The organism is Ramlibacter lithotrophicus (assembly GCF_012184415.1).
GTDB lineage: Bacteria > Pseudomonadota > Gammaproteobacteria > Burkholderiales > Burkholderiaceae_C > Ramlibacter > Ramlibacter lithotrophicus.
Map to the genome: position 1 here is coordinate 196,176 of NZ_VTOX01000009.1, position 25,955 is coordinate 222,130.

At 69.0% G+C, this 25,955-nt stretch carries 30 protein-coding genes; 11 read left to right on the plus strand and 19 right to left on the minus strand.

All coding sequences use genetic code 11. The features are described 5' to 3' along the window. Positions 1-2,082 carry a penicillin-binding protein 2 gene (gene mrdA / locus RAMLITH_RS20830; RefSeq protein WP_168109366.1) on the plus strand — a complete coding sequence of 694 codons (2,082 nt, stop codon included), beginning with the start codon at positions 1-3 and terminating at the stop codon, positions 2,080-2,082. 31 nt (positions 2,083-2,113) lie between these two features. Here the strand turns inward: mrdA and RAMLITH_RS20835 are convergent, their stop codons facing one another. Genes RAMLITH_RS20835 through RAMLITH_RS20845 form a run of 3 tightly spaced genes read right to left on the minus strand, consistent with a single transcriptional unit; the run spans position 2,114 to position 4,267 of the window. Beyond that, the gene (locus RAMLITH_RS20835) at positions 2,114-3,094 is read right to left on the minus strand and encodes a YheT family hydrolase (protein ID WP_168109367.1); all 981 of its coding nucleotides are present in this window, start codon (positions 3,092-3,094) and stop codon (positions 2,114-2,116) included. Further along, positions 3,091-3,540: a YybH family protein gene (locus tag RAMLITH_RS20840; protein WP_168109368.1), complete on the minus strand. Its 450-nt coding sequence runs from the start codon at positions 3,538-3,540 to the stop codon at positions 3,091-3,093. Before RAMLITH_RS20840 ends, RAMLITH_RS20835 begins: the two co-directional genes overlap by 4 nt. A gap of 25 nt (positions 3,541-3,565) precedes the next feature. Next, the gene (locus tag RAMLITH_RS20845; RefSeq protein WP_238344302.1) at positions 3,566-4,267 is read right to left on the minus strand and encodes a Rossmann-fold NAD(P)-binding domain-containing protein; all 702 of its coding nucleotides are present in this window, start codon (positions 4,265-4,267) and stop codon (positions 3,566-3,568) included. A gap of 89 nt (positions 4,268-4,356) precedes the next feature. Between RAMLITH_RS20845 and RAMLITH_RS20850 the strand changes: the two genes are divergently transcribed. The 3 genes from RAMLITH_RS20850 to RAMLITH_RS20860 are packed head-to-tail and all read left to right on the plus strand — an operon-like array spanning position 4,357 to position 6,438. Next, entirely contained in the window at positions 4,357-4,947 is a 591-nt protein-coding gene (locus tag RAMLITH_RS20850; RefSeq protein ID WP_168109370.1) for a LemA family protein, read from the plus strand. A gap of 7 nt (positions 4,948-4,954) precedes the next feature. Further along, on the plus strand, positions 4,955-5,914 hold the full coding sequence (locus RAMLITH_RS20855; RefSeq protein WP_181017803.1) for a TPM domain-containing protein: 960 nt from the start codon (positions 4,955-4,957) through the stop codon (positions 5,912-5,914). Further along, positions 5,914-6,438 carry a TPM domain-containing protein gene (locus tag RAMLITH_RS20860; RefSeq protein WP_168109371.1) on the plus strand — a complete coding sequence of 175 codons (525 nt, stop codon included), beginning with the start codon at positions 5,914-5,916 and terminating at the stop codon, positions 6,436-6,438. The genes RAMLITH_RS20855 and RAMLITH_RS20860 overlap by 1 nt, the downstream gene beginning before the upstream one ends. A gap of 6 nt (positions 6,439-6,444) precedes the next feature. Here the strand turns inward: RAMLITH_RS20860 and RAMLITH_RS20865 are convergent, their stop codons facing one another. From RAMLITH_RS20865 to RAMLITH_RS20910, 10 genes are all read right to left on the minus strand, one after another. Next, a complete protein-coding gene (locus tag RAMLITH_RS20865) occupies positions 6,445-7,254 on the minus strand; it encodes a class I SAM-dependent methyltransferase (protein WP_168109372.1) in 810 nt (269 codons plus the stop codon). A 360-nt stretch (positions 7,255-7,614) separates the two neighbouring features. Continuing rightward, positions 7,615-8,043 carry a F0F1 ATP synthase subunit epsilon gene (locus RAMLITH_RS20870; protein WP_168109373.1) on the minus strand — a complete coding sequence of 143 codons (429 nt, stop codon included), beginning with the start codon at positions 8,041-8,043 and terminating at the stop codon, positions 7,615-7,617. 13 nt (positions 8,044-8,056) lie between these two features. Continuing rightward, a complete protein-coding gene (gene atpD / locus RAMLITH_RS20875; protein WP_168109374.1) occupies positions 8,057-9,484 on the minus strand; it encodes a F0F1 ATP synthase subunit beta in 1,428 nt (475 codons plus the stop codon). Positions 9,485-9,524: 40 nt separating this feature from the next. Continuing rightward, the gene (gene atpG, locus RAMLITH_RS20880; RefSeq protein WP_168109375.1) at positions 9,525-10,391 is read right to left on the minus strand and encodes a F0F1 ATP synthase subunit gamma; all 867 of its coding nucleotides are present in this window, start codon (positions 10,389-10,391) and stop codon (positions 9,525-9,527) included. Between the two features lie 53 nt (positions 10,392-10,444). After that, a complete protein-coding gene (atpA, locus tag RAMLITH_RS20885) occupies positions 10,445-11,998 on the minus strand; it encodes a F0F1 ATP synthase subunit alpha (protein WP_168109376.1) in 1,554 nt (517 codons plus the stop codon). 47 nt (positions 11,999-12,045) lie between these two features. After that, a complete protein-coding gene (locus tag RAMLITH_RS20890; protein WP_168109377.1) occupies positions 12,046-12,576 on the minus strand; it encodes a F0F1 ATP synthase subunit delta in 531 nt (176 codons plus the stop codon). Between the two features lie 15 nt (positions 12,577-12,591). Next, complete coding sequence (locus RAMLITH_RS20895; protein WP_168109378.1) at positions 12,592-13,062, minus strand: F0F1 ATP synthase subunit B; 471 nt, start codon at positions 13,060-13,062, stop codon at positions 12,592-12,594. A gap of 76 nt (positions 13,063-13,138) precedes the next feature. Then, positions 13,139-13,402 (minus strand): F0F1 ATP synthase subunit C, encoded by a 264-nt coding sequence (atpE, locus tag RAMLITH_RS20900; protein WP_168109379.1) that lies wholly within the window; start codon positions 13,400-13,402, stop codon positions 13,139-13,141. 60 nt (positions 13,403-13,462) lie between these two features. Continuing rightward, on the minus strand, positions 13,463-14,320 hold the full coding sequence (atpB, locus tag RAMLITH_RS20905) for a F0F1 ATP synthase subunit A (protein WP_168109380.1): 858 nt from the start codon (positions 14,318-14,320) through the stop codon (positions 13,463-13,465). After that, positions 14,310-14,900 carry an ATP synthase subunit I gene (locus RAMLITH_RS20910; RefSeq protein ID WP_168109381.1) on the minus strand — a complete coding sequence of 197 codons (591 nt, stop codon included), beginning with the start codon at positions 14,898-14,900 and terminating at the stop codon, positions 14,310-14,312. The genes atpB and RAMLITH_RS20910 overlap by 11 nt, the downstream gene beginning before the upstream one ends. A gap of 51 nt (positions 14,901-14,951) precedes the next feature. Between RAMLITH_RS20910 and RAMLITH_RS20915 the strand changes: the two genes are divergently transcribed. Genes RAMLITH_RS20915 through lipA form a run of 4 tightly spaced genes read left to right on the plus strand, consistent with a single transcriptional unit; the run spans position 14,952 to position 17,888 of the window. Then, the gene (locus tag RAMLITH_RS20915) at positions 14,952-15,839 is read left to right on the plus strand and encodes a D-amino acid aminotransferase (RefSeq protein WP_238344303.1); all 888 of its coding nucleotides are present in this window, start codon (positions 14,952-14,954) and stop codon (positions 15,837-15,839) included. Between the two features lie 2 nt (positions 15,840-15,841). Then, positions 15,842-16,135, plus strand: a complete 294-nt coding sequence (locus RAMLITH_RS20920) for a YbeD family protein (protein WP_168109382.1) — start codon at positions 15,842-15,844, stop codon at positions 16,133-16,135. Next, the gene (lipB, locus tag RAMLITH_RS20925; protein WP_168109383.1) at positions 16,135-16,896 is read left to right on the plus strand and encodes a lipoyl(octanoyl) transferase LipB; all 762 of its coding nucleotides are present in this window, start codon (positions 16,135-16,137) and stop codon (positions 16,894-16,896) included. The genes RAMLITH_RS20920 and lipB overlap by 1 nt, the downstream gene beginning before the upstream one ends. Beyond that, entirely contained in the window at positions 16,893-17,888 is a 996-nt protein-coding gene (gene lipA / locus RAMLITH_RS20930; protein WP_168109384.1) for a lipoyl synthase, read from the plus strand. The genes lipB and lipA overlap by 4 nt, the downstream gene beginning before the upstream one ends. A 10-nt stretch (positions 17,889-17,898) precedes the next feature. Here the strand turns inward: lipA and RAMLITH_RS20935 are convergent, their stop codons facing one another. Further along, the gene (locus RAMLITH_RS20935; RefSeq protein ID WP_168109385.1) at positions 17,899-18,837 is read right to left on the minus strand and encodes a hotdog family protein; all 939 of its coding nucleotides are present in this window, start codon (positions 18,835-18,837) and stop codon (positions 17,899-17,901) included. A 148-nt stretch (positions 18,838-18,985) separates the two neighbouring features. On the opposite strand from RAMLITH_RS20935, the gene RAMLITH_RS20940 reads away from it, so the two are divergent. The 3 genes from RAMLITH_RS20940 to RAMLITH_RS20950 all read left to right on the plus strand — a co-directional run bounded on the left by RAMLITH_RS20940 (position 18,986) and on the right by RAMLITH_RS20950 (position 21,766). Continuing rightward, positions 18,986-19,831, plus strand: coding sequence for a DMT family transporter (locus tag RAMLITH_RS20940; protein WP_168109386.1), 846 nt, complete (start codon positions 18,986-18,988; stop codon positions 19,829-19,831). Positions 19,832-19,944: 113 nt separating this feature from the next. Continuing rightward, the gene (locus RAMLITH_RS20945; protein WP_168109387.1) at positions 19,945-21,174 is read left to right on the plus strand and encodes a PQQ-dependent sugar dehydrogenase; all 1,230 of its coding nucleotides are present in this window, start codon (positions 19,945-19,947) and stop codon (positions 21,172-21,174) included. Next, positions 21,161-21,766, plus strand: a complete 606-nt coding sequence (locus RAMLITH_RS20950) for a c-type cytochrome (protein ID WP_168109388.1) — start codon at positions 21,161-21,163, stop codon at positions 21,764-21,766. Before RAMLITH_RS20945 ends, RAMLITH_RS20950 begins: the two co-directional genes overlap by 14 nt. Here the strand turns inward: RAMLITH_RS20950 and ptsP are convergent. The 5 genes from ptsP to RAMLITH_RS20975 are packed head-to-tail and all read right to left on the minus strand — an operon-like array spanning position 21,755 to position 25,943. Next, positions 21,755-23,521 (minus strand): phosphoenolpyruvate--protein phosphotransferase, encoded by a 1,767-nt coding sequence (gene ptsP / locus RAMLITH_RS20955; RefSeq protein WP_168109389.1) that lies wholly within the window; start codon positions 23,519-23,521, stop codon positions 21,755-21,757. The two genes, RAMLITH_RS20950 and ptsP, sit on opposite strands and share 12 nt — an antisense overlap. Beyond that, positions 23,518-23,787, minus strand: coding sequence for an HPr family phosphocarrier protein (locus tag RAMLITH_RS20960; RefSeq protein ID WP_168109390.1), 270 nt, complete (start codon positions 23,785-23,787; stop codon positions 23,518-23,520). The genes ptsP and RAMLITH_RS20960 overlap by 4 nt, the downstream gene beginning before the upstream one ends. Next, complete coding sequence (locus tag RAMLITH_RS20965) at positions 23,756-24,211, minus strand: PTS sugar transporter subunit IIA (protein WP_168109391.1); 456 nt, start codon at positions 24,209-24,211, stop codon at positions 23,756-23,758. Before RAMLITH_RS20965 ends, RAMLITH_RS20960 begins: the two co-directional genes overlap by 32 nt. Then, positions 24,208-25,425 (minus strand): MFS transporter, encoded by a 1,218-nt coding sequence (locus tag RAMLITH_RS20970; protein WP_168109392.1) that lies wholly within the window; start codon positions 25,423-25,425, stop codon positions 24,208-24,210. The genes RAMLITH_RS20965 and RAMLITH_RS20970 overlap by 4 nt, the downstream gene beginning before the upstream one ends. Next, positions 25,422-25,943 carry a hypothetical protein gene (locus RAMLITH_RS20975; protein ID WP_168109393.1) on the minus strand — a complete coding sequence of 174 codons (522 nt, stop codon included), beginning with the start codon at positions 25,941-25,943 and terminating at the stop codon, positions 25,422-25,424. Before RAMLITH_RS20975 ends, RAMLITH_RS20970 begins: the two co-directional genes overlap by 4 nt. Positions 25,944-25,955: the final 12 nt, after the last annotated feature.

The following is a 25,955-nucleotide window of genomic DNA, read 5'->3' on the forward strand; positions in this document are numbered from 1 at the left end:
ATGACCGAACTCCGCAACGTCGAGGCCGACCTCGCGCGCTTTCGCGTGCGGGTGTTCGTCGCCAGCCTCGTCGTGCTGCTCGCGTTCGTGCTGCTGGCGAGCCGGCTGGTGTGGCTGCAGGTGGTGCGCCACGACGATTTCAGCCAGCAGGCCGAGAGCAACCGCACCGCGATCGTGCCGGTGGTGCCCAACCGGGGGCTGATCCTCGACCGCAACGGGATCGTCCTCGCCAGCAATTACTCGGCCTACACCCTCGAGCTGTCGCCCGCGCGCATCCCCGGCGGCCTCGACCAGACGATCGACGCGCTGTCCGAGGTGATCGAGATCTCGCCGCGCGACCGGCGCCGCTTCAAGAAGCTGCTGGAGGAGATGAAGAGCATCGACTCCCTGCCGATCCGCACCAAGCTGACCGACGAGGAAGTGGCCCGTTTCGCCGTGCAGCGCTACCGCTTCCCGGGGGTGGAGATCAAGGCCCGCCTGTTCCGCAGCTACCCGTGGGGTGAGCTCGCCAGCCACGTGGTCGGCTACATCGGCCGGGTGAACCAGTCCGAGAAGAAGGCCATCGAGGAATGGTCCGAGGAGGACCAGGCGAACTACCGCGGCACCGAGTACATCGGCAAGCTGGGCGTCGAGCAGGCGTACGAGAAGCAGTTGCACGGGATCACCGGCGTCGAGCAGGTCGAGACCTCCGCCGGCGGGCGCGCGGTGCGGCGGCTGGCCAGCAGCCCGTCCACGCCGGGCCACACGGTGCAGCTGGCGATCGACATCAAGCTGCAGAAGCTGGTCGAGGACCTCTACGGGGAGCGCCGCGGCGCGCTCGTGGCGCTGGACCCCAAGACCGGCGAGGTCCTGGCGTTCGTCAGCAAGCCGACCTTCGATCCCAACCTGTTCGTCGACGGCATCGACAGCGAGAACTGGCAGCTGCTCAACGAGTCGATCGACAAGCCCCTGCTGAATCGCGCGCTGCGCGGCACCTACCCGCCCGGCTCGACCTACAAGCCGTTCATGGCACTGGGCGCCTTGCACACCGGCAAGCGCTCGCCCAGCCACGTCATCAACGACGGCGGCTCCTGGAGCTTCGGCGGCCACGTGTTCCGCAGCCACGGCGACCATGGGCTCGGCCCGGTGGACATGTACCTGAGCATCGTGAAGTCCAGCAACGTCTACTACTACACGCTGGCCAACGAGATGGGCGTGGACCTGATGCACGACTTCATGAAGCCGCTCGGCTTCGGCCAGTACACCGGCATCGACATCAACGGCGAGGTGCGCGGCGTGCTGCCCAGCCAGGCCTGGAAGCGCGGCTACTTCAGGCGGCCCGAGCACCAGAAGTGGTATGCCGGCGAAACCATCTCGCTGGGCATCGGCCAGGGCTACAACTCGTTCACCATGCTGCAACTGGCGCAGGCGACCTCCATTGTCGCCAATGGCGGCGTCAAGCACCGCCCGCACATCGTGCTGGCGACGGAAGACCCGGTCACCAAGGCGAAGGTTCCGGTGGACCGGCCGGCGGCGGAGAACCTCGGATTCAAGCCCGAGCACGTAGCGGTCGTGCGCAAGGCCATGGTCGGCGTGACGCAGCAAGGCACGTCCACCCGCGTCTTTGCCGGCGCGCCGTATCTGTCCGGCGGCAAGACCGGCACCGCCCAGGCCGTGACGATCGGCCAGAAGGAGAAGTACAACGCCAGGAAGCTTGAGGAGCACCAGCGCGACCACGCCCTCTACATCGCCTTCGCGCCGGCGGACGATCCCAAGATCGCCATCGCGGCCGTCGTCGAGAACGCCGGCTTCGGCGCCGCCTCGGCCGCCCCGATCACGCGCCGCGTATTCGACTACTGGCTGCTGGGCCACTACCCAAGCGAGGAAGACCTGGAGGCGGTGCGCAAGGGCCAGGCCGCGGCGCCGATCGGCAAGCCGCGCAATGCATCGGAAGTCGCATGGCCGCCGGGCGCCAGCGGCCCGGCCGTGCTGGCGGCGACCCCGGCCGCTCCTGCCGCGGTGGTGGCCGCACCGGCCGCGTCGGCCCCGGCGCCGCTCGCCCTCGTGCCGGCCTCGGCCGCGGTAAAGACCTCGGCACGCTGAAGTCGGGAGTGCCCCGCGAGCGCGGCGCGGCTCAGCGCCGGGCGAGCTGGTCGAGCAGCCAGCCGCCGACCTGGGCCGGCATCGCGCGCACGTGGCCCGGGAACGGGCCGCTCGGGAACCCGACATGGCCGCCTGCGGCCGGTTGCCACAGTGTCACGTCCTCGCCCACCTCGTCGGCCTTCGGCAGGCTCACGGCCGGAACGAACGGATCGTTGCGCGCGTTCAGGGCCAGGGCCGGGATCCGGATGCGGTTCAGGTGCGGCTTGGCCGAAGCCCGCTCGTAGTAGTCGTCCGCGTCGCGAAAACCGTGCAGCGGCGCGGTGAACACGTCGTCGAACTGGTAGAGGTCGCGCGCGGCGGCCAGCCGCCCCGCGTCGAACAGCCCGGGGTGCTGACGCAACTTGGCGAGCGCCTTCGGCTTCATGCTGCGCAGGAACATCGCCGTGTACACGAAACGGTTGAAGCCGCGGCCGATCGCGCGCGAGCCCGCCGCAAGATCGAGCGGCGCACTGACGGCAGCGACCGCGGCGACCGTCCCTGCCGCCGCGGTGCCCAGCTCGCCGGCCCAGCGCAGCAGCGCATTGCCGCCGAGCGAAACGCCGACGGCGAGGACCGCGCCCCGCCACCGTTGCCGCAGCCGTCCCAGGATCCAGCCGACCTCTTCGTGGTCGCCGGAGTGGTAGGCGCGCGGTCCCTGGTTGAGCTCGCCGCTGCAGCCGCGGAAGTGCGGAATCACGAAGGCGATGCCGCGCTCGCGCGCGAAGTCGGCAAACGCCTGCGCATAGTGGCTGCGCGAGGAACCTTCGAGGCCGTGGAAGAGCACCAGCAACGGCCGGGCGCCGTCGCCCGCCGCATCGGCAGCCCAGTCGAGATCGACGAAGTCGCCGTCGGGCGCCGTCCAGCGTTCGCGCCGCCAGCACGGCGGCGGGCCGAGGCGCCGGCGCGCGCCGACGGCGGCCCAGATCGTCTGGGCGTTGCCGCCGGGAAGCCACCACGGCGCCGCGTACTTCAATGCAGCACCTGCCCGCTGGCGGACACCTCCTGGATTTCGCTGGCCGTCCCAGGACTCGCGTGGTGCGCGACCAGCCGCCAGCCTTGCGCCGTCTTGTGGTACACGTTGGTCGCGATCACCCAGGCCTGCGCGGGCCCCTCCTTGCCGAGCACCTCGACCCGTTCGACGACGTGGTGCACCGCGCTGCCGGCGCCGAGCGTCTTGCGCACGCGCTCGGGCCAGGCGCGGATGCTGCCGTTGCTGAACATCGATTCGAAGGTGGCGCGGATCGCTACCGCGCCGATCACCCGCGGCCCGCCGGGATGGATGCACACGATCTCGTCCTCGTCGGCCCAGCACGCCATCAGCCTGTCGATGTCGCCGGTCTGCAGCGCGCGGTAGAACGCGGCCTCGACGTCGTCGGCATTGCCTTCGAGATTGGCGGCCTGGAGTTTGGTCTTGCGCATGGGACGATGGGCATTGTGCCCGCATTCAGCGCTGCAGCCAGTCGCGCACGACGGCGCGCGGATCGCCCTGCGCGGCCTCCCAGACGGTCTGCGGCGCCGCGACATGGATGCCCGGCGGCGCCAGTTCCAGGGCGGCGGCGACCAGGTGCGCGACCTTCACGGCCCGCACCGGCTGCTCGCTGCCGGGCAGCATGTACCTGAAGATGCCAAGCATCCAGCGGGCGACCCCTTCCAGCCGGCTGCCGGACCGGGCCGGGGCGGGCGCCTGCGCCGAGCGGATAATCAGCAGCCGCTCGAACCCCAACGCGGCGAGCGCCTGCTCGTCGAGATTCGCCAGCCCGCGTTTGAGCGCCTCGGGCAGCCGCCCCTGGGCGTGCGGCATGACGACGGCGAGCGTGCCGACGCCGCTGCGGCGCAGCCAGCGCGCGAGGGCCGGCAATTGCCCGGGCTGCGGCGTCCACAGTGCACGCTCGCGCTGGTAGAACAGGCGCGGCGGGTCGAACATCACGATGGCCGTGCCGGCAGTCGTCGGTGGCCACGCCGCGGGATCGTCGCCCTCGACCAGCCGCACGCTCACGCGGGGCAACCCGGCCTTGATCGGCTCCCGCGCCAGCACCTCGGTGCTGCCGAAGCGGCCGAGGCCGACCAGCCGCCGCACCACTTCGTTGCCGAGCGCTCCTCCGGCGCCGGCCAGCACGAGCCGGCCCCGCGCGGCTGCCGGCGGCATCGCTCGGTTGGCCGCTTGCAGCACTTGAACCGGCCCGCAATGCATCCCATCTATGCTAACGTGAGCTGTCATTTGCTCGGGAAAACACCATGAAGCGTTGGTTCCTCATCCTGCTCACGGCCCTGTCGCTGACGGGCTGCGGCTACAACGACTTCCAGCGGCTGGACGAACAGACCAAGTCGGCATGGAGCGAAGTGCTCAACCAGTACCAGCGCCGCGCCGACCTGGTCCCCAACATCGTGGCCACGGTGAAGGGCGAAGCCAACTTCGAGCAGGAGACGCTGACCAAGGTGGTCGAGGCGCGCGCCAAGGCAACCTCGATGCAGGTCACGCCGGAAACGCTCAACAATCCGGAGGCGTTCGCGAAGTTCCAGCAGGCGCAGGGCGAACTGTCGAGCGCGCTCAGCCGCCTGATGGTCGTCTCCGAGCGCTACCCGGACCTGAAGGCGAACCAGGGCTTTCGCGACCTGCGGGTCCAGCTCGAGGGCACCGAAAACCGGATCACCGTGGCGCGGAACCGCTACATCCAGGCGGTGCAGGAGTACAACGTGCTCGCTCGCAGCTTCCCGACCAACCTGACGGCGATGGTGTTCGGCTACCAGGCCAAGCCCAGCTTCACGGTGCAGAACGAGGCGCAGATCTCGGTGCCGCCCACGGTGGACTTCGGCACGAAGAAGTAGCGCCTCGATGAATGCGATTGCGGGCGCAGGCCCGCAAGCAGCGAACCGGCCGCACGCGCGGGCACTGACGCTCCTGCTGTTCCTGGCGATGCTGCTGGCGTGGTGGGCGCCGGCCGCCGCGCAAGGCGTGCTGCCGGTGCCGGCGTTGACGGCGCGCGTCATCGACCAGACCGGCACGCTCGACGACATCCAGCGCCAGGGCCTGGAGGAAAAGCTCGCCGGGCTCGAACGCGACAAGGGCACGCAGGTCGTCTTCCTCATCGTGCCGACGACGCAGCCCGAGGACATCGCGAGCTACGCCAACCGCGTCGCGAACGACTGGAAGATCGGCCGCAAGGCCGTCGGCGACGGCGTGCTGCTGGTGGTGGCCAGGAACGATCGCAAGATCCGGATCGAGGTCGCCAAGACGCTGGAAGGCGCCATTCCCGACCTGGCCGCCAGCCAGATCATCGACGAGGCCATCCGGCCGCGCTTTCGCGCCGACGATTACGCCGGCGGGCTGCATGCGGCGGCGGACCAGCTGATCGCGCGCATCAAGGGCGAGGCGCTGCCACCCGTGAAGCAGGCGCCGGTGCGCGAGGCGGCGCGGGACGGCTTCAACTTCATGGACCTGGCGATCTTCCTGTTCTTCGCCGTGCCCATCGCCGGCGCGGTGCTGCGCGGGATCTTCGGGCGCAAGCTCGGTTCGCTGGTCACGGGCGGCGGCGTGGGTGCCGTTGCGCTGGTGCTCACGTCCAGCGTCGTCATCGCCGTCGTCGCCGCCATCGCCGGGCTGCTGTTCTCGATGGTGTCGGGCGCCGGGCCGCGGCTCGGGTCGCGCCGCCGTGGCGGCTGGGGCGGCGGTCCCATGATCGGCGGCGGCTGGGGCGGTGGTGGGGGCGGTGGCAGCTGGGGCGGCGGCGGTGGCTGGGGCGGCTCCGGCGGTGGCGGCGACTTCGGCGGCGGCGGCGCCTCGGGAGACTGGTGATGGCGCAGGCACGCAACCAATCGAGGCTGGCCCGGATCTGGCGGCATTTATGGCTGGATGACGCCGACCTGCGCCGTGCCATTCCGCAGGCGCTCGTGGAACGCCTCGCGCAGCGGGTCGCGGCGAGCGAGCGGCGCCATACCGGCGAAGTGCGCATCTATGTCGAGCCAGCGTTGCCGCTCGGTTATCTCTGGCGCGATGCGTCGCCGCGCGAACGCGCGGTGGCCATCTTCGGCAAGCTGCGCGTGTGGGACACGGAGCAGAACAACGGCGTGCTGATCTACCTGCTGCTGGCCGAGCACGCGATCGAGATCGTCGCCGACCGCGGACTGGCAGCCAAGGTGCCGCACGACAGCTGGCAGGCGATCGTCGATCGCATGGGCAGCGCGTTCCGCCAGCGGCGCTTCGAGGATGGGCTGACGCAGGCGCTCGCGGAAGTGTCGGCGCTGCTGGTGGAGCAGTTTCCCGCCGCGCCGGGCAGCGCCAATCCCAACGAGTTGCCGGACGCGCCGGTGCTGGGCTGAGCCCGCTCAGGACGCCGGCGCCACGGTGCCGCGCACGGCCCACGCGCGCGCCACCAGCGCGATCGACCCGTCCGTAGCCACCGGGAGCTGTTCGCGGATGCGATCGCACAGGCGAGCCCGCGCGGCTTCCGTCAAGGACATCGCATACGCCGGCGCCGGCCCTTGCCCGCCGAGGAACGGCTGCCAGTAGTCGTCGAAACTCGCGAACGGTGTAGGGATGTCGATGCCGGCGACGGCAACGCCTCGCAGCCCGGCACCGAGGAAGAGTTTCTCAAGCGCCGCGGGGCGGCACAGCGGAAAGCGGACCCCTTCGTCGAGTCCGGCGGCGTTTGGGTCGAGCGCCACCGCTGCGTCCCAGAAATGCCGCATCAGCTGCATGCGGCCGGCATAGTCCCAGACGTAGGCGGCCACGGTGCCCCCTGCGACCGTGACGCGGCCCATCTCCGAGAGCGCTGCCGCCTGGTCGTCGACGAAGTTCAGCACCAGGCCTGAAACGACCGCGTCCACCGATCGGTCCGGCAACGGCAGCGCCGTGGCGCTGCCGCGCTGCAAGGCGACGCGTCCCGCGAGGGATTCGCCGGCCGCCGCCAGAAAGCCCTCGGAGGGCTCGACGCCGGAGACGGCAGCCGGAGCGCAGCCTTCCAGGATCGCGGCGCTCAACGCGCCGGTCCCGCAACCGACGTCCAGCCAGCGCAGCCCCGGTGGCAAGCCGAGCCACGCCAGAAACCGCGGCGCGACCTGCCGGCTCCAGCGGCCCACGTAGCGCTCGTACGGGCTGCCGCGTTGCCAGTGATCGGACACATGTGCATCGGCCATCGAGCGCTCCTCGCGCGGCAGTGCCGCCTGGGCGCATGATGATGCGCTCTTTGCCGCGGTTGGCAAAGGTCAGCCGTGATGCGCTCGAGCGAGCGGCCGTCGCCGCGACATGCAGGAACGGCCGGCCCAAAAGAAAACAGCCCCGTCCTTGGAAAACGGGGCTGCGAGGGCGCGGTTTTTAGCGCTTGTTGTACGGTGCCGCGGACGGCGAATCACTATTGTCGTGCAGACCGGCGAGTTGGCGCGCAATTGCCCGGCAACAAACCGGTGCGGTGTGGCTGTGGGCCAACGAACTGGCGAACTCCAGTCAGTCGAGGACAGAGCACGTCGCTTCGCTCCCGTAATCCGTCCCCGACGTCGTTATTTCTTCTGCCTGTACTTCCGCAGGGCCGCGATCTGCGCCGCCATGACCGCAAGCTCCGACTGGGCCTTCGCCAGGTCGATATCGCTCCTGGCGTTCTTCAACGCCTCTTCGGCGGCGCGCTTGGCTTCGTTAGCCTTCTCTTCGTCCAGGTCCTTGCCGCGGATGGCGGTGTCGGACAGCACGGTGACGCAGTTCGGCTGCACTTCGAGCACGCCGCCGGCGACGAAGACGAACTCCTCGCTGCCGTCGGCCTTCTCGATGCGAACCGACCCGGGCTTGATGCGCGTGATCAGCGGCGTGTGGCGCGGATAGATGCCCAGTTCACCGGCCTCGCCGGGCAGCGCGACGAAGCGCGCGTCGCCCGAGAAGATCGACTCCTCGGCGCTCACGACCTCGACGCGGATGGTGTGGGTGGTATCGACCATAGGGGTTAGGGCTTCAGACCTTCTTGGCCTTCTCGAACGCCTCGTCGATGCCGCCGACCATGTAGAACGCCTGCTCCGGCAGGTGGTCGCATTCGCCCGAAGCGATCATCTTGAAGCCGCGGATGGTTTCCTTCAGCGGCACGTACTTGCCGGCGGTGCCGGTGAACACCTCGGCCACGTGGAACGGCTGCGACAGGAAACGCTGCATCTTGCGGGCGCGGGCGACGGCCAGCTTGTCTTCCGGCGACAGTTCGTCCATGCCGAGGATGGCGATGATGTCGCGCAGTTCCTTGTAGCGCTGCAGCGTGCCCTGCACGGCGCGGGTCGTCTCGTAGTGGTCCTCGCCGACCACGTTGGGGTCGACCTGGCGGCTGGTGGAGTCCAGCGGGTCCACGGCGGGATAGATGCCCAGCGAGGCGATGTCGCGCGACAGCACCACGGTCGCGTCCAGGTGGGCGAAGGTCGTCGCGGGCGACGGGTCGGTCAGGTCGTCCGCCGGCACGTACACGGCCTGGATCGAGGTGATCGAGCCGACCTTGGTGGAGGTGATGCGCTCCTGCAGGCGGCCCATTTCCTCGGCCAGCGTCGGCTGGTAGCCCACGGCGGAAGGCATCCGGCCCAGCAGGGCGGACACTTCGGTGCCGGCCAGCGTGTAGCGGTAGATGTTGTCCACGAAGAACAGCACGTCGCGGCCTTCGTCGCGGAAGGACTCGGCGATCGTCAGGCCGGTCAGCGCCACGCGCAGGCGGTTGCCCGGCGGCTCGTTCATCTGGCCGTACACCATGGCCACTTTCGATTCGCCCAGGTTCTCGCTGTTCACGACGCCCGACTCCATCATCTCGTGATAGAAGTCGTTGCCTTCGCGGGTGCGCTCACCGACGCCGGCGAACACGGACAGGCCCGAGTGCGCCTTGGCGATGTTGTTGATCAGCTCCATCATGTTGACGGTCTTGCCGACGCCGGCGCCGCCGAACAGGCCCACCTTGCCGCCCTTGGCGAACGGGCAGATCAGGTCGATCACCTTGATGCCGGTCTCGAGCAGCTCCTGCGAGGGCGACAGCTCGTCGTACTCCGGCGCCTTGCGGTGGATCGCCGCCATCTGCGTCGTGTCGACCGGACCGCGCTCGTCGATCGGGTTGCCCAGCACGTCCATGATGCGGCCCAGCGTGCCCTTGCCCACCGGCACCGTGATCGGCGCGTTGGTGTTGTAGACCATGTTGCCGCGGCGCAGGCCGTCGGACGAGCCCAGCGCGATGGTGCGCACCACGCCGTCGCCCAGCTGCTGCTGCACTTCCAGCGTCAGGGCCGCGCCCTCCATCCGCAGTGCGTCGAAGATCCGCGGCATCTGGTCGCGCGGGAACTCCACGTCCACCACGGCGCCGATGCACTGGACAATTTTTCCCTGAACGTGACCGTTCGCCTGGGGATTCGCTTGAGCCATCTTTGTTGCTCCAATAATTAAACGGTGTGGGTGCGCGGCTTCAGACGGCCGCGGCGCCCGCCACGATCTCCGAAAGTTCCTTCGTGATCGCCGCCTGGCGCGTCTTGTTGTAGACGAGGCGCAGTTCCGCGATCACGTTGCCGGCGTTGTCGGTGGCGGACTTCATCGCCACCATGCGGGCCGACTGCTCCGAGGCCATGTTCTCGGCGACGGCCTGGTACACCAGCCCCTCGACGTAGCGGACCAGCAGTTCGTCGATCACGGTCTGCGCGTCGGGCTCGTAGATGTAGTCCCAGCCGGGCTGGCCCGCGTCGGCCTTGAGCGTTTCGTCCGACAGGGGCAGCAGCCGCTCGACCACCGGCTCCTGCTTCATCGTGTTGATGAACTTGGTGTAGCTCAGGTACACGGCGCTGACCTTGCCCTGCGCATACGCGTCGAGCAGCACCTTCACCGGCCCGATCAGCTTTTCCAGGTGCGGCGTGTCGCCCAGCTGGGTGACGTGCGAGACGACCTGGGCGCCGATGCGGTTCAGGAAGCCGAGGCCCTTGTTGCCGATCGCCACCGCCTGCGTGGTGACGCCGGCGCCCTGCAGCTCGCGCAGCTTGGTCGTGACGCCGCGCAGCACGTTGGTGTTCATGCCGCCGCACAGGCCCTTGTCGGTCGTGACCACGATGAAGCCGACCGTCTTCGCGTCGTTCACTTTCATGAACGGATGCGTGTACTCGGGGTTCGCCTTGCCCAGGTTGGCGGCGATGTTGCGCACCTTGTCGCTGTACGGCCTGGCATGGCGCATGCGGTCCTGCGCCTTGCGCATCTTGGAGGCGGCGACCATCTCCATGGCTTTGGTGATCTTCTTGGTGTTCTCCACCGATTTGATCTTGCCGCGAATTTCTTTGCCTGCAGCCATTCGTTTTCCTTTGCGTGACGCAGCCGCGAGCCGCAGCTGCGTCCCCAGGGTGATTACGCGAAGGTCTTCTTGAACGCTTCGATGGCCGCGGTCAGCTGGCCTTCGGCGTCCTTGTCCATCGCCTTGTCGTTTTCCAGCTTGGTCAGCAGCGCGCCGTGCTTGTCCTTCAGGAACGCATGCAGGCCGTGCTCGAACGCCAGCACCTTCTTCAGGTCCACGTCGTCCAGGTAGCCCTTGTTCACGGCGAACAGCGAAGCGGCCATCAGCGAGATCGGCAGCGGGCTGTACTGGGGCTGCTTGAGCAGTTCCGTCACGCGGGCGCCGCGATCGAGCTGCTTGCGGGTCGCTTCGTCGAGGTCGGAAGCGAACTGCGCGAAGGCGGCCAGTTCACGGTACTGCGCCAAGTCGGTACGGATGCCGCCGGACAGGCCCTTGATCAGCTTGGTCTGGGCGGCGCCGCCGACGCGCGACACCGAGATGCCGGCGTTGATGGCGGGGCGGATGCCGGCGTTGAACAGGCTGGTTTCCAGGAAGATCTGGCCGTCGGTGATCGAGATCACGTTGGTCGGCACGAACGCGGACACGTCGCCGGCCTGCGTCTCGATGATCGGCAGCGCGGTGAGCGAACCCGTCTTGCCCTTGACCTCGCCCTTGGTGAAGGCTTCCACGTAGTCGGCGTTCACGCGCGCGGCGCGCTCCAGCAGGCGCGAGTGGAGGTAGAACACGTCGCCCGGATACGCCTCGCGGCCCGGCGGGCGGCGCAGCAGCAGCGAGACCTGGCGATACGCGACGGCCTGCTTGGACAGGTCGTCATAGATGATCAGAGCGTCCTGGCCGCGATCGCGGAAGTACTCGCCCATCGTGCAGCCGGAGTAGGCCGACACGTACTGCATCGCCGCCGACTCGGAAGCCGACGCCGCCACCACGATCGTGTACTCCATCGCACCGTGCTGCTCGAGGGCGCGCACGATGTTCTTGATGGTCGACGCCTTCTGGCCGATGGCGACGTACACGCAGGTCATGTTCTGACCCTTCTGGTTGATGATCGTGTCCACGGCCACCGCCGACTTGCCGGTCTGGCGGTCGCCGATGATCAGCTCGCGCTGGCCGCGGCCGATCGGCACCATCGAGTCGATGGCCTTCAGGCCGGTCTGCACCGGCTGGCTCACCGACTGGCGTGCGATCACGCCCGGGGCGACCTTCTCGATCACGTCCGTCAGCTTGGCATTGATCGGGCCCTTGCCGTCGATGGGCTGGCCCAGCGCGTTCACCACGCGGCCGATCAGCTCGGGGCCGACCGGCACTTCCAGGATGCGGCCCGTGGTCTTGACGGTGTCGCCTTCGGAAATGTGCTCGTACTCGCCCAGAATCACCGCCCCGACGGAGTCGCGCTCGAGGTTCAGCGCCAGGCCGAACGTAGGCGTGCCATCCGCCGTCGGCGGGAACTCCAGCATTTCGCCGGCCATCGCGTCGGACAGGCCGTGGATGCGGCAGATGCCGTCGGCGACCGACACGACCGTTCCCTGGTTGCGGATGTCGGCGGTCGCGGAAAGCCCTTCGATGCGGCTCTTGATCAGTTCGGAAATCTCTGCGGGATTGAGTTGCATGACTCTTTCCTTTGTATGGGTTGCTTGGGGCGAGCCGCTCGCCGCCGTCAGGCGGTGAGCGCGACCTTCATTTGTTCGAGGCGGGCCCGCACCGAGGTGTCGAGCACTTCGTCGCCGACCACCACGCGGATGCCGCCGATCAGCGACGGATCTTCCTGCACGGTGACGTTCAGCTTGCGGCCGAAACGCCGCTCCAGCGTGCTGCTCACCTCGGCGAGGCTCGCGGGCGCGATGGGGAACGCGCTGTACACGGTGGCGTCGGACGTGCCGCCCTGGACGTTCTTCAGCTCGCGGAACTGGCTCGCGATCTCGGGCAGCGCCGCCAGGCGGCCGTTGTCGATCACCGTGCGCAGGAAGTTGGCGCCCTGCGGCGGCAGCGCGACGCGCGCCGCCTGGGTGACGACCTCGAACACCTGTTCGTTGGTGACCTTCGGATTGTCGGCAAACTGCAGCAGTTGCTCGTTGCCGGCGACGGCCCCGAGCGCCTCCAGCCAGAAGGCAGTGCCTTCCAGGTCGGCGCGGGCCGACTTGAACAGCGCCTCGGCGTACGGCCGGGCGATCGTGGCGAGTTCAGCCATGTCGTGCTTTCCCGGTCAGAGCTCGGTCTGCAGCCGGCCCAGCAGTTCGGCGTGGACGGCCGGATTGACTTCCTTGCGCAGGATCTGCTCGGCGCCGCGCACGGCGAGGGCCGCCACCTGCTCGCGCAGGGCTTCACGGGCCTTGACGGCCTGCTGCTCGGCTTCGACCCGGGCGGCGGCAATGATCTTGTTGCCTTCTTCCGTGGCGCGGCCCTTCGCCTCCTCGACGATGGCCTGGGCGCGGCGCTCGGCATCGGCCAGCAGCGCGGCGGTCTCCTGGCGCGTCTTGGCGAGCTCGGATTCGACGCGCTGGTTGGCCGCGGAGAGCTCGGACTTCGCCTTGTCGGCGGCAGCGAGCCCTTCGGCGATCTTCTTCGCGCGCTCGTCGAGCGCGGTGGCGATCGGCGGCCACACAAACTTCATCGTGAACCCGACCAGGATCAGGAACACGATCATCTGAATGATCAGGGTACCGGTAATGCTCACTTGTTCATCCTTCGCCCCGCGGCGCATTGCGCACCGCCCGGGCACGAGGTTGCTGAAACGCTGGTTCCAGCGCGGCTTACTTCGGCAGGTTGGCGATCTGGCCCAGGAACGGGTTGGCGGTGGCGAACCACAGCGCGATACCGGTGCCGATGATGAACGCGGCGTCGATCAGGCCGGCCAGCAGGAACATCTTGGTCTGCAGCTCGTTCATCAGTTCCGGCTGGCGGGCGGCGGCCTCGAGGTACTTGCTGCCCATGATGCCGATGCCGATGCAGGCGCCGATGGCGCCGAGACCGATGATCAGGCCGGCGGCCAGTGCGACAAAGCTGATAACTTCCATGATTGCTCCTAAGGGGACTTTGGTGGTTGGAAAAGGAAAGGGGAAAACGTCGGGGCGCGGTCAGTGCGCGTCGTGCGCCTGGCCGAGGTACACCAGCGCCAGCATCATGAACACGAAAGCCTGCAGCGTGATGATCAGGATGTGGAAGATGGCCCAGGCGGTGCCGGCGATGATGTGGCCGATCGCCAGGCCGATGCCGGTCGCGGACAGCGACCAGGCGCCGCCCATCAGGGCGATCAGCAGGAAGATCAGTTCGCCGGCGTACATGTTGCCGAACAGTCGCATGCCGTGCGAGACGGTCTTGGCGATGAATTCGATGATCTGCATCGCGAAGTTCGGGATCCACAGCAGCGGGTGGGCGCCGAACGGCGCGGTGAACAGCTCGTGAACCCAGCCGCCGAGGCCCTTGATCTTGATGTTGTAGAACAGGGCGATCAGCAGCACCGACACCGACAGGCCCATGGTGATCGACAGGTCGGCCGTCGGCACGACGCGCAGGTACGCGTGATGCGGATCGCCGCCGGCGGCGCCGTAGACGCGCTCCCAGATCCAGGGCAGCAGGTCGACCGGCAGCAGGTCCATCGCGTTCAGCAGGAAGATCCAGACGAACACCGTGAGCGCCAGCGGCGCAATGAACTTGCGGCTGTTGGCGTTGTGGACGATGCCCTTGGCCTGCGAATCGACCATCTCCACCAGGATCTCGACGGCCGCCTGGAAGCGGCCCGGCACGCCCGGCGTGGCCTTGCGCGCCGCCCGCCAGAACATCCAGCACATCAGGATGCCCAGCAGGATCGCGAAGAACAGCGAGTCGAAGTTGAAGACGGTGAAATCGACGACGTTGCTCGCCTTGTGGTTCTGCAGATGCGTCAGGTGGTGAACGATGTATTCACCAGCGGTCGGTCCGGTTTCAGCAGCCATGTTTCTTCAGCTCAGTTTCTTGACGTTGGCGCGGCTTGAAAGCCAGCGCGACCCAGTACACCTTCATCGTGAGCACCAGCCCGACCAGCAATGCCGGCCAGCTCAGTTGCGCCACCAGCCTCGGCGCCGCCGCCATCAGGGCGATCGACGAGGCGATCTTGACCATCTCCCACACCATGAACCCGAAGGCCGCGGTGCCAGCATTCAGCGACGCGAACCGCCCGGTCAGGCCCCGCGCAAAAATGGCCGCGGGGATCACCACGGCCAGCGCGCCATACCCGGCAGACCATCCGACGTTTTGCCTCCCGGTGAGGCCCCACGCGACCAGGGCCACCACGAGCCCCACCGCGGCCTGCCCCGCCACGACCCACCACGGCGACACCGTGGGAATCTGTTCGCGCAGCTTTCGCGCCTCCTCGGCGGTGAGCGGCTTGAACGGGGGCTCTTCGTCGGTGGCTTCGGGCAGCGGAGCGACTCTTTTCCTGGACTCCACTGTGCGTTCCCGAAATTTCACAAAGCTCCTGATTATAAGAAGAAACCCGCGGGTCCCGACCAAAGTCGAGCTCACTGGTTTCGTCATGGGTGTATTGCGCCTGGGTGAGGCGACCGCGGGGCGACGACAATTGGCACCATGAACCTCTCCGAACTCCCCGACCTGCCCTGCTTCCTCAACGGCGAATTCAGCAGCGTGCGCACCGCCAAGGTGAGCGTGATGGACCGCGGCTTCGTCTTCGGCGACGGCGTGTACGAAGTGGCGCCGCTGTACCGCGGCCGGCCCTTCCGGTTCGCCGAGCACATGGCGCGGCTGGACCGCAGCCTCGCCGAACTGCGCATTCCCAACCCGCGCAGCCGCGAGCAGTGGCGCGAACTGGTGGACCGGCTGGTGGCCGAACATGCGCGCATGGCCGGCACGCGCGCGGAGGACTACGACCAGATCGTGTACATCCAGGTCACGCGCGGCGTCGCCATGCGCGACCACGTGATGATCCCGGGCCTGGAGCCGACGGTGTTCGCCTTCGTCAACCGCATGAGCCCGCCCTCGGGCGAGGAGCGCGAGCAAGGCGTAGCCTGCGTCACGGCCGACGACTTCCGCTGGAAGAAGGCGCACATCAAGAGCATCAGCCTGGCCGGCGCAGTGTTCGCGCGGCAGATCAGTGCCGACGTGGGCGGCTACGAGACCGTGATGTTCCGCGACGGCTTCCTCAGCGAAGGGGCCGCCGCCAACGTGTGGGTGGTCAGGGACGGCAAGGTACTGGGCGCGCCCCGGGACAACCTGGTGCTCGAGGGCATCCGCTACGGGCTGATCGAAATGCTGTGCCGCGACGCCGGCATCCCTTACGAACTGCGCCGGGTGTCGCGCGAGGAAGTGCTGACCGCCGACGAGCTGATGCTGTCGAGCGCGACCAAGGAGGTCCTGCCGATCACCCGCCTGGACGACAAGCCGGTTGGAAACGGCAAGCCCGGTCCCATCTACGAGAAGTTGTACGCTGGCTACCAGCGCGCCAAGCAGAACTCCTGAGCATGCCAACTCCCTTTCCCGGTCCGGGCCAGGCCCGCAGCGAATCGCTGATCGAATACCCGTCTTCCTTCCCCATCAAGGTGATGGGCGCGAAGGTCGACGGCTTCGTCGAGGCCGTCACCGCCATCGCGCGGCAGTTCGACCCGACGTTCGACCCCGCGACCGTCGAGCTGCGCGACAGCAAGGCCGGCAACTACCTGGGCATCACGATCACCATCACCGCGACCAGCCGCGAGCAGCTCGACGAGCTGTACCGCACGCTGTCGACCCACCCGATGGTCAAGATCGTCCTGTGATGCGCGTCGAGCTGCGCGGCCGGATCGGGTACGAAGCCGCGTACGCCGCGATGCAGGCCTTCACGGCCGCGCGCACCCCCGGCACGCCCGACGAGCTCTGGCTGTGCGAGCACCCGCCGGTGTTCACCCAGGGCATCGCGGGCCGGCCCGATCACCTGCTGGCGCCGGGCGACATCCCGGTGGTGGCCACCAACCGCGGCGGCCAGGTGACGTACCACGGGCCGGGGCAGGTGGTGGCCTATCCGATGGTCGACCTGCAACGTGCGGGCTACTTCATCAAGGAATACGTGTACCGGCTGGAGGAGGCCGTGCTGCGCACCTTGCGCCGCTACGGCGTGACCGGGCACCGGATCGCCGGCGCGCCCGGGATCTACGTGCGGGTGGACGATCCGTTTTCGCATGCGCGGCTGCCCTCACGCGGCTTGCCCTCACCCCACCCCTCTCCCGCAGGCGGGAGAGGGAGCAACGCGGAACCCCCTCTCCCGCTTGCGGGAGAGGGCGGGGGTGAGGGTGTCTTCACCGGCCTCGGCAAGATCGCCGCCCTCGGCGTGAAGGTGAGCCGCCACTGCACGTACCACGGCGTGGCGCTCAACGTGGCCATGGACCTGGAACCCTTCGAGCGGATCAACCCCTGCGGTTATCAGGGCTTGCGGACGGTCGATCTTTCTACAATCGGGGTTTCCACCACCTGGAACGAGGCCGCCCAGGCTCTGGGCCAGGAGCTCAGCGCCCTGCTGGCGCCTCGACGAGATCCCGAATGACCAACGACGTCGTGCGCGAGGCGCAATCCACCGAGAACTACCGCGCCGAGGCGAAGCAGAAGGCGGCCGCCAAGCTCTCCCGCATCCCGGTGAAGGTGCAGCCGGGCGAGGTGCTGAGAAAGCCGGAGTGGATCCGCGTGCGCGCCGGCTCGCCGAGCACCCGCTTCTACGAGATCAAGCAGATCCTGCGCGAGAGCAACCTCGTCACCGTGTGCGAGGAAGCCTCCTGCCCCAACATCGGCGAATGCTTCGGCCACGGCACGGCCACGTTCATGATCATGGGCGACAAGTGCACGCGCCGCTGCCCGTTCTGCGACGTCGGCCACGGTCGCCCGGATCCGCTGGACGCGAACGAGCCCGAGAACCTCGCCCGCACCATCGCCCGGCTGAAGCTGAAGTACGTCGTCATCACGTCGGTGGACCGCGACGACCTGCGCGACGGCGGGGCCCAGCACTTCGTCGACTGCATCCGCAGGACGCGCGAGCTTTCTCCGGGGACGAAGATCGAGGTGCTGACGCCCGACTTCCGCGGCCGCGACGACCGCGCGCTGCAGATCCTCACGGCGGCGCCGCCGGACGTGATGAACCACAACCTCGAGACCGTCCCGCGCCTGTACCGCGAGGCGCGCCCCGGCAGCGATTACCAGTTCAGCCTGAACCTGCTCAAGAAGTTCAAGGCCCTGCATCCCGGCGTGCCGACCAAGAGCGGCCTGATGGTGGGCCTGGGCGAAACCGACGACGAGATCATCGAGGTGATGCGCGACATGCGTGCCCACGGCATCGAGATGCTCACGATCGGCCAGTACCTGGCGCCCTCGACGTCGCACCTGCCGGTGCGGCGCTACGTGCACCCCGACACCTTCAGGATGTTCGAGGCCAAGGCGTACGAACTCGGCTTCAGCCACGCCGCGGTGGGTGCGATGGTGCGTTCCAGCTATCACGCCGACCGGCAGGCGCAGGCAGCCGGCGTCGCCGGCACCGGCAAGCCCTGAGCGGCGGCCATCAAACGGTCGCGACCTGCGCCTTCGGCAGCGGCGCCGCGCCAGCCGCGAGGCCAGCGTCCTGGGCGATGTCTTCCGCCGCGCCTGACCACCTGCCCACGATCGCCGGCCGCGGGTCGCCGTCGGCAAAGAGGCCGAACACCGTCGCCCCCGGCGCCGGCGTACCGCGCAACACCACCTCCGACCCGTAGAACACCGGCCCCTTCAGCCACGCATCCAGCCGCTGCGGGGCGTCGGGATCGAGCGCCGGCAGCCGCGCGAGGGACTGGCCGAGCACCAGCTGCGGGTGATGGAAGGCGCGGCGGAAGCCGGACAGCCGCGCGTACGGCGTCCAGAGGTGGATGCCGTTGTAGTCTCCGGTGAGCCGGCCGAACCGCAAGCCGACGCCGTCGGCAGTGCGCCACCGGGCAAGCTCCTGCTCGCCCGTGGCGGGAGCCCGAGCCAGCGGCGACGCCGCCCCCGCTTCGCCGAAACGCCCCCGGTAGTAGAAGGTGGCGATGCTCTCCCAGGCCGTGCGGTCCTGGAGCCGGGCCGTCGTGCGCAGGTCGACTTCGATTCCCTTGTCCAGCACCCGGTGGCCGGCGGCCCGCGTCTCCAGTTCGAGCACCTCCCCCACCATGACCGGCCGGTGCTGCACGAGGTGGTTGCGCACCTGCAGCGCACGCCAGATCGGCAACGGCCAGTCACGGTGCGTCAGCAGCGCCATCAACAGGCGGAAACCGACGGTGTGCAGGTAGAGCACGGGAACACGGCCGCTCGCCGCCAGCCCGGTGAGCGTCGCGAATCGCGCGACTTCGTCCCGTTCGATCCGCATCCCATGCCAGACGAAGCGCAACGGCGGCAGCGCCGCCACCCGATCCGGCGGCGCGGCGCGGTGCAAGGCACCGGTCATGTAGGCAAGCGCCGAAGGGCGGCGCTGAAACTCCACGATGGTCGACATGGGCGCCCTCCTCCTCGTGCGCGCCGCGACACCCGCCGCCGGCGCAGGCATGCATGGTGCAGCGCACCGCCGGCCGGGAGCAAGCGCGGATGGTTGCGAAGGTGACTCGGGAAGCCGCACCCGCGTCGCGCGCCGCTAAGCTCGGCGGATGTCCGCCAACCTGTACGCGCTCGGCGCGATCGCACTCTGGGCGACGCTGGCCTCGCTCGGCGTCGCGCTGCAGCACGTGCCGCCTTTCCTGCTCACCGGCCTCGCGCTGCTGATCGGCAGCGTGCCGTCCTGGCCGCTGGCGCGCCACTGGCGCGTGCCGCTGCCGACGCTGGCCCTCGGGCTGTACGGCCTGTTCGGCTATCACCTGCTGCTGTTCATCGCCCTGCGTCACGCGCCGGCCGTGGAAGCCAACCTGGTGAACTACCTGTGGCCCCTGCTGATCGTCGTGCTGTCGCCGGTCGTGCTGCCCGGGCTGCGGCTGCGCCCGCTGCACGCGGCCGCGGCGCTGGCGGGCTTCGCCGGCGCGGCGGCCGCCATCCTCGGCTCCGGCCAGCGAACCGGTGGCGGGTGGTCCTGGGGCTTCCTGCCGGCGCTGGCCGCGGCGATCGTGTGGGCCACCTATTCCCTGCTGACGCGGCGCGTGCGGGCCTTCCCCACCGCGGCGATCGGCCTGTTCGGCGCCCTGTCGGGAGCGCTCTCCGTCGGCTGCCACTTCCTGTTCGAGCCTGCGGCGACGCTTCAGCCGCGCGACTGGGCCCTGGTCGCGGTCATGGGCCTGGGGCCGCTGGGCGGCGCGTTCTTCCTGTGGGACAGGGCCTTGAAGCTCGGCGATCCGCGCCAGATCGGCATCCTCAGCTACCTCACGCCACTCGTGTCGACGCTGCTGCTGATGCGGGTCACGGGGCGCTCGCCCGACTGGAGCATCGGGGTCGCGGCCACGCTGATCATCGGCGCGGCGATCCTGGGAGCGCGGGCGGCTCCTGGCCGGGCCGCGCGCGGCTGATTGCATGCGTCCAGGGCAAAAGACCTCAACCCGCCTCCTGGTGTAAACCCTTTGGTTTCGAAACGACGCCGCCCGCTAGCATGCAGCGCCGATTCACAACAAGGGAGGCATCCATGATCAAGCGCCTGGGCTTGCTCGTTTCCGTCGCCGCGCTCGCCGCCGGCTGCGCACAGACACCACCGACGGTTTCGGCCGCCGCCGCACCCGTGAGCGGCAACACGCCGGCCTGGCAGCAGGGCCGCGCCGCCGACATGGCTGGCTCCACGCTCGCCCCGCTGGCGGGCAAGCTGACGGTGACGCCGGCCCCGGACATCCCGCTGCACAACCTGAAGCTGCCGCCGGGCTTCAAGGCGGAGCTCTGGGCCACCGGCGCGCCCGGCGCTCGCGCGATGGCGCGCAGCCCGAGCGGCAAGATCTACGTCGGCACGCGCGGCATCGGCCGCGTCTACGAGATCGGCGACAACGGCGCCAGCCGCACGGTCCGGATCGTCGCGGACAAGCTGACGCAGCCGGCGGTCACCTTCCACAACGGGTCGCTGTACGTGTTCGCCATCGACAAGGTGCTGCGCTACGACGGCATCGACGCCAATCCCGGCGTGCAGCCGGTGGACCTCACGGCGAAGTTCAACCTGCCGCCGGAGCAGCACCACAACTGGAAGTACGTGCGGTTCGGGCCCGATGGCAAGATCTACGTGCCGTTCGGCGCGCCCTGCAACATCTGCATCCCGGGCGAGCCGTATGCGCAGATCCGCCGCTACAACGCCGACGGCTCCGGCATGGAGGTGATTGCGCGCGGCGTGCGCAACACCCAGGGCTTCGACTGGCACCCGGTCACGAAGGAGCTGTGGTTCAGCGACCATGGCCGTGACTGGATGGGAGACGACACGCCCGAGGACGAACTGAACCGGCTCTCGCGTCCCGGCCAGAACTTCGGCTTTCCGTACTGCCATGCCAACGGGGTTGCCGATCGCGACATCAGGAAGGGCAACGCCTGCGACGGCGTGACGCTGCCGGTCAAGACCATGGGCGGCCACGCCGCGGTCATGGGGGTGCACTTCTATACGGGCACCATGTTCCCGCCGGAGTATCGCAACGCCCTGCTGGTGGCGCGCAAGGGCTCCTGGAACCGCACCAGGAAGAACGGCTATGACGTGGTCGTGGTGCGCTCCAATCCGGATGGCAGCAACGCACAGGTCACGCCGTTCGTGACCGGCTTCATGAACGAGCAGAACCAGTCGTTCTGGGGCCGCCCGGTCTACTTCCTGCAGCAGCCCGACGGCTCGCTGCTCCTGTCCGACGAGCAGAACGGCGCCGTCTACCGCATCACGTATGCCGGGACCTGACCCGGCCCGCGCCGCGGGCCGGAAGCTCGCGGCGGCGGCCCTGCTCTGCTTCGTCGCGAGCGCACCCGCGCAGCAACCGCCCCCGCAAGCGGCGGCCTGCGCGGCCTGCCATGGCCCGGGCGGCAACTCGCAGCAGCCGCTGGTGCCGTCGCTGGCGGGCCAGCCGAAGCTATTCATCGAGAACCAGCTGGTGCTCGTGCGCGAGGGGCTGCGCGAGATCCCGCCCATGAAGGGACTGCTGGACGGCATGGCCGACGCCGAGCTGGTCGCGCTGGCGCAGTACTTCTCGGCGCAGAAACCCGTCAGGCCCGCGACCGGGCCACGCGATGCCGCGGCGTACGCGCGCGGCGAGGCGCTGTCGGCGAAGATGCATTGCGGCAGCTGCCACCTGCCGGATTACGCGGGGCGCGAGCAGATCCCGCGGCTGGCCGGGCAGCACGAGGCCTTCCTGCTGCAGTCGATGAAACAGTTGCGGGACCGTCCCGGCCCTGGACGCGACACGATCATGGCGGCGTCGCTGTACGGGCTGAAGGACGCGGACCTCGCGGACCTCGCCCATTTCCTGGCCCACTTCGGCGCCTCAGGGTCCTAGCAGGGCCGCCGGCTCCTCGGCTTCGACCACCTGGCGCGCCCATGACTCCAGGCGGCCGGTGTCCGCCCGCAGCACTTCCTGCTTGACGGCCAGGATCTGCGCCGGGTGCATGGAGAAGCTGCGCAGGCCCAGTCCGAGCAGCAGGCGCGTCACGCTGGTGTCGCCAGCCATTTCGCCGCAGACGCTGACGCTCTTGCCCTGCGCATTGCACTGGGCAATCGTTTCGGCCACCAGCCGCAGCACCGCCGGATGCAAGGGGTCGTACAGGTGCGCCACCGCTTCGTCGGCGCGGTCGATCGCCAGCGTGTACTGGATCAGGTCGTTGGTGCCGATCGACAGGAAGTCGAAGTGTTTCAGGAAGGTCTTGAGGATCAGCGCCGCAGCCGGAATCTCGATCATGGCGCCGAGCTTCACCGGACCGTGCGGCACCCCGCGGCGCTCCAGGTCCTGGCGGGCGGTCTCGACGAGCGCCAGCGTCTGCCGGATCTCGCTGGCGTGCGCCAGCATCGGAATCAGCAGGTTCACCGGCCCGTGCGCGGCGGCGCGCATGATCGCGCGCAGTTGCATGAGGAAGGTGCCGGGGTCGGCCAGGCTCAGGCGGATGGCACGCAGGCCGAGCGCCGGATTGAGGTGGGCTTCGACGCGGGCCCCGTCGTCCAGTGGCTTGTCGGCCCCGACGTCCATCGTGCGGATCGTCACCGGCCGCCCCTGCATGCCTTCCACGGCGCGCCGGTAGGCCTGGTACTGCTCCTCCTCCTGTGGCAGCTGTCCGCGGCGGCCCATGAACAGGAACTCGCTGCGGAACAGGCCCACGCCGGCCGCGCCCGCCTCCAGCGCCGCCTTGGCGTCGTCCGGCAGCTCGATGTTGGCGAGCAGTTCGACTTTCTGGCCGTCGAGCGTGATCGCCGGCGTGTGCCGCAGCCGCGCCAGCCGCCCGCGTTCGAGCTCGCCCTGGCGCTGCTTGAAGCCGTACTCGGCCAGGATGATCGGCGAGGGATCGACGATCATCACGCCGGCGTCGCCGTCGATGATGATCCAGTCGTCCTGGCGCGCCAGCTGGCTGGCGCCGCGCGCCCCCACCACGGCCGGGATGTCCATGCTGCGCGCCACGATGGCCGTGTGCGAATTGCGGCCGCCGACGTCGGTGACGAAGCCGGCGAACACGCTCTGCTTGAACTGCAGCATGTCGGCCGGCGACAGGTCGTGGGCGATGATGACCAGCGGCACGTCGACGCTGTCGTCCAGCAGCAGCTCCTGCTGCGTCCTGCGCCGGGCCGCCGGCGGTTGCGCGGCGGGCGATGCCACGCCCTTCATGTAGCGCAGGATGCGTTCGGCCACCTGCTCGAGGTCGGCCTTGCGTTCGCGCAGGTACTCGTCCTCCATCTCGTCGAACTGGCGCGAGAGCACTTCGAGCTGCGTCGTCAGCGCCCATTCGGCGTTGTAGAGGCGATCCGTGATCCAGTGCTTGACGCCGCTGATCAGCTCCTCGTCCTGCAGCAGCATGAGGTGCACGTCCAGCAGGGCGGCGAGTTCGTGCGGCGCCTCCTTGGGCCCCATCTGCGAGATGGTGTGCTGCAGGCGGCGGATTTCCTCGACGACGGCGTTGCGGCCGGCGCGCACCCGGGCGATCTCGGCGGCGATCTGGTCCGGCTCGATGAAATAGTGCGCCACGTCGACACGGCTCGACGCCATGAGCACGGCGCGCCCGATGGCGACGCCGCGGGCGACCGGAAGGCCGTGGACGGAGAAGGTCACTCGCCCTCTCCAAATTTGTCTTCGACCAGAGCGACCAGCGCCGCCACGGCCTCTTCCTCGCGCTCGCCCTCGGTCTCGATCGTGATCTCGCTGCCCATGCCGGCCGCGAGCATCATCACGCCCATGATGCTCTTGCCGTTCACGCGGCGCTCACCCCGGCTGATCCACACCTGGCAGGGGAAGCTGCCGGCCAGCTTGGTCAGCTTGGCGGAGGCGCGGGCATGCAGGCCCAGCTTATTGCTGATCGTCGTGGTTCGGGTACTCATTGGGTCTTCGTGGCTGGTTCTGGGGAGCGGTGAGGGCGACCTGCATCACGCCCTGCGTGCCGCCGACGACGGCGCGCGACACGAGGGCGTCCAGCGGCTCGTCCCGGTAGCTCACGCTGCGCAGCAGCATGGGCAGGTTCACGCCGGTGATGAGGCGCGAGGTCACGCCGTCCACCAGCTTCTGGGCCACGTTGCTTGGCGTCGCGCCGAACATGTCGGTGAGCACCAGAACGCCCTGGTGGCGGCCCGTGCGCGTGAGCTGGTCGATCGCGATGCGGGCCGTCGCCAGCGTCTCCTCGGGCGGCAGGTTCGGCTGGACGTCGATCGCCGCCAGCGCATCCTCGCAATCGGGAAACACATGCACCGCGCAACTGCGCAAGGCGTGAGCCAGCGGCGCGTGCGCGATGATGAGGATCCCGTTCATGGGCTCGAATTATCCGCCGCGCGCAGGAACCGGCCGTAGGACAGGATGCCTGCGGCGAGGAACACCGCCATGGCGCTGCGGAACGACGCCGGCTCGCTCCAGCCGATGGCGCCGAACGCGTCGACCAGCAGGCCGATGCCCCACTGCACGACGAAGATGCCGATGAAGATCGCCAGGTTGTAGGCCGACAGCGCGCGGCCGGCCAGCGAAGGCGGGAAGGCCATGGCGACGGCCGGTTGCGCGAGCGAGAGGAAGGTGGACGACACGCAGAACAGGGCCCAGGCCACGGCACCCGCCCGCGGCCCCGCGACGATGATGCCGGCCAGGACCACGAAGCTGAGCGGCGTGCCCCACGCGATCAGGCGGGTGGCGCTGATGCCCTTGCGCGTGAGCCACGGCATCACCAGCCCCCAGCCGAGGAAGGTGCACAGCATCGCGGCGTTGATGACGAAGAGGCCGGTGGCGGCCTCGAGCGGCGGGTAACCGGACACGCGGACCATCCACGGGCCGGCCCAGAGCGTCTGCATCGCCACCATGCCGCCGAAGCAGACCGAACCGATCGGCGCCATGCGGCGGAAGTACGGGTGCGCCCATACCTCGCGGTAGCTCGCCGGCTGCGTCGCCTCGCCCGGGGGCTCGCCGCCGTGCCACGCCGGCACGCTCCAGGCGATCAGCACGATCGACAGGACGATCAGCGCCGCCAGGCCCCAGAACAGCGGGCGCCAGCCGACCAGCGGCATGAGCCATTGCACCGGCAGCGTGGACGCCAGCATGCCGAAGGAGCCGGTCATCAGCATCCAGGAATTCGCCCGCAGTTGCGCCGGCGGCGTCAACCAGCGCCGAAACCCCGTGAGCGGCGCCATCAGGCAGGCGCTGACGCCGACGCCGCACAGCACGCGCGCCGCGAGCAGCCCGGAAAAACTGGTCGCCAGGGAGAACGCGATGCAACCGGCGGCGGCGAGCAGCAGGAAGCCGTTGATCACCTTCTTCGGTCCGTACCGGTCCAGCCAGGTCCCCAGCGGCAGCTGGGTCGCGGCAAACCCGATGAAGTAGCCGCCCGCCAGCAGGCCCAGGTCGCGGGCATTCAGGTCGAATTCGGCCGTGAGCGTGGGCGCCAGCGTGGCGGTCACCGCGCGCAGCAGCGCCGAGAAGAAATAGGCGAATGCAAAGGCCAGGAAGGCGGCGACGGCGCTGCGGCGGGTAATCAGCGTCATTCGAAGCGCAGCCCTGCGAAGAACGGCTCGGTCGCCTGGGCCTGGAGCCGCTCCGAGTACACGGCCGCCTGGAAGACATGGTTGCCGCGCGCGAAGTACGCGATCTGGGCCTCGACCGGCTGGCCGTCGGGTCGCCTTCCATTGGCCACGACCTGGACCGACCGGGGCAGGTCGAGCGCGCCGCCCGGCACGAACCGGGTCTCCCGCACCGTGCTGCCGCGCATGGTCGCGAGGCTCGCTGCCTGCCATTGCCGCAGCGAGGCATCGGCGTTGGCCGGGCCGCCGACGTCGGCACTCAGCACGGCGAACGTGCTGCCGCCCGCCTCGCATGCCAACGCGTCGAGCGCCACTGGCCGGCCGCCCATCGCCACCTGGCGACTCCCTTGCTCCGGTTTGCACGGCATCATGATCTTCAGCGGCGCGGCCTCGAGACGCACTTCGCGCCAGTCGAGCGCCGGACTGCAGCCGGCCAGGGCGGCGGCGCCGGCGAGCGCCGCCATGGTCAACGGTGGGAACATCGCGCGATTATC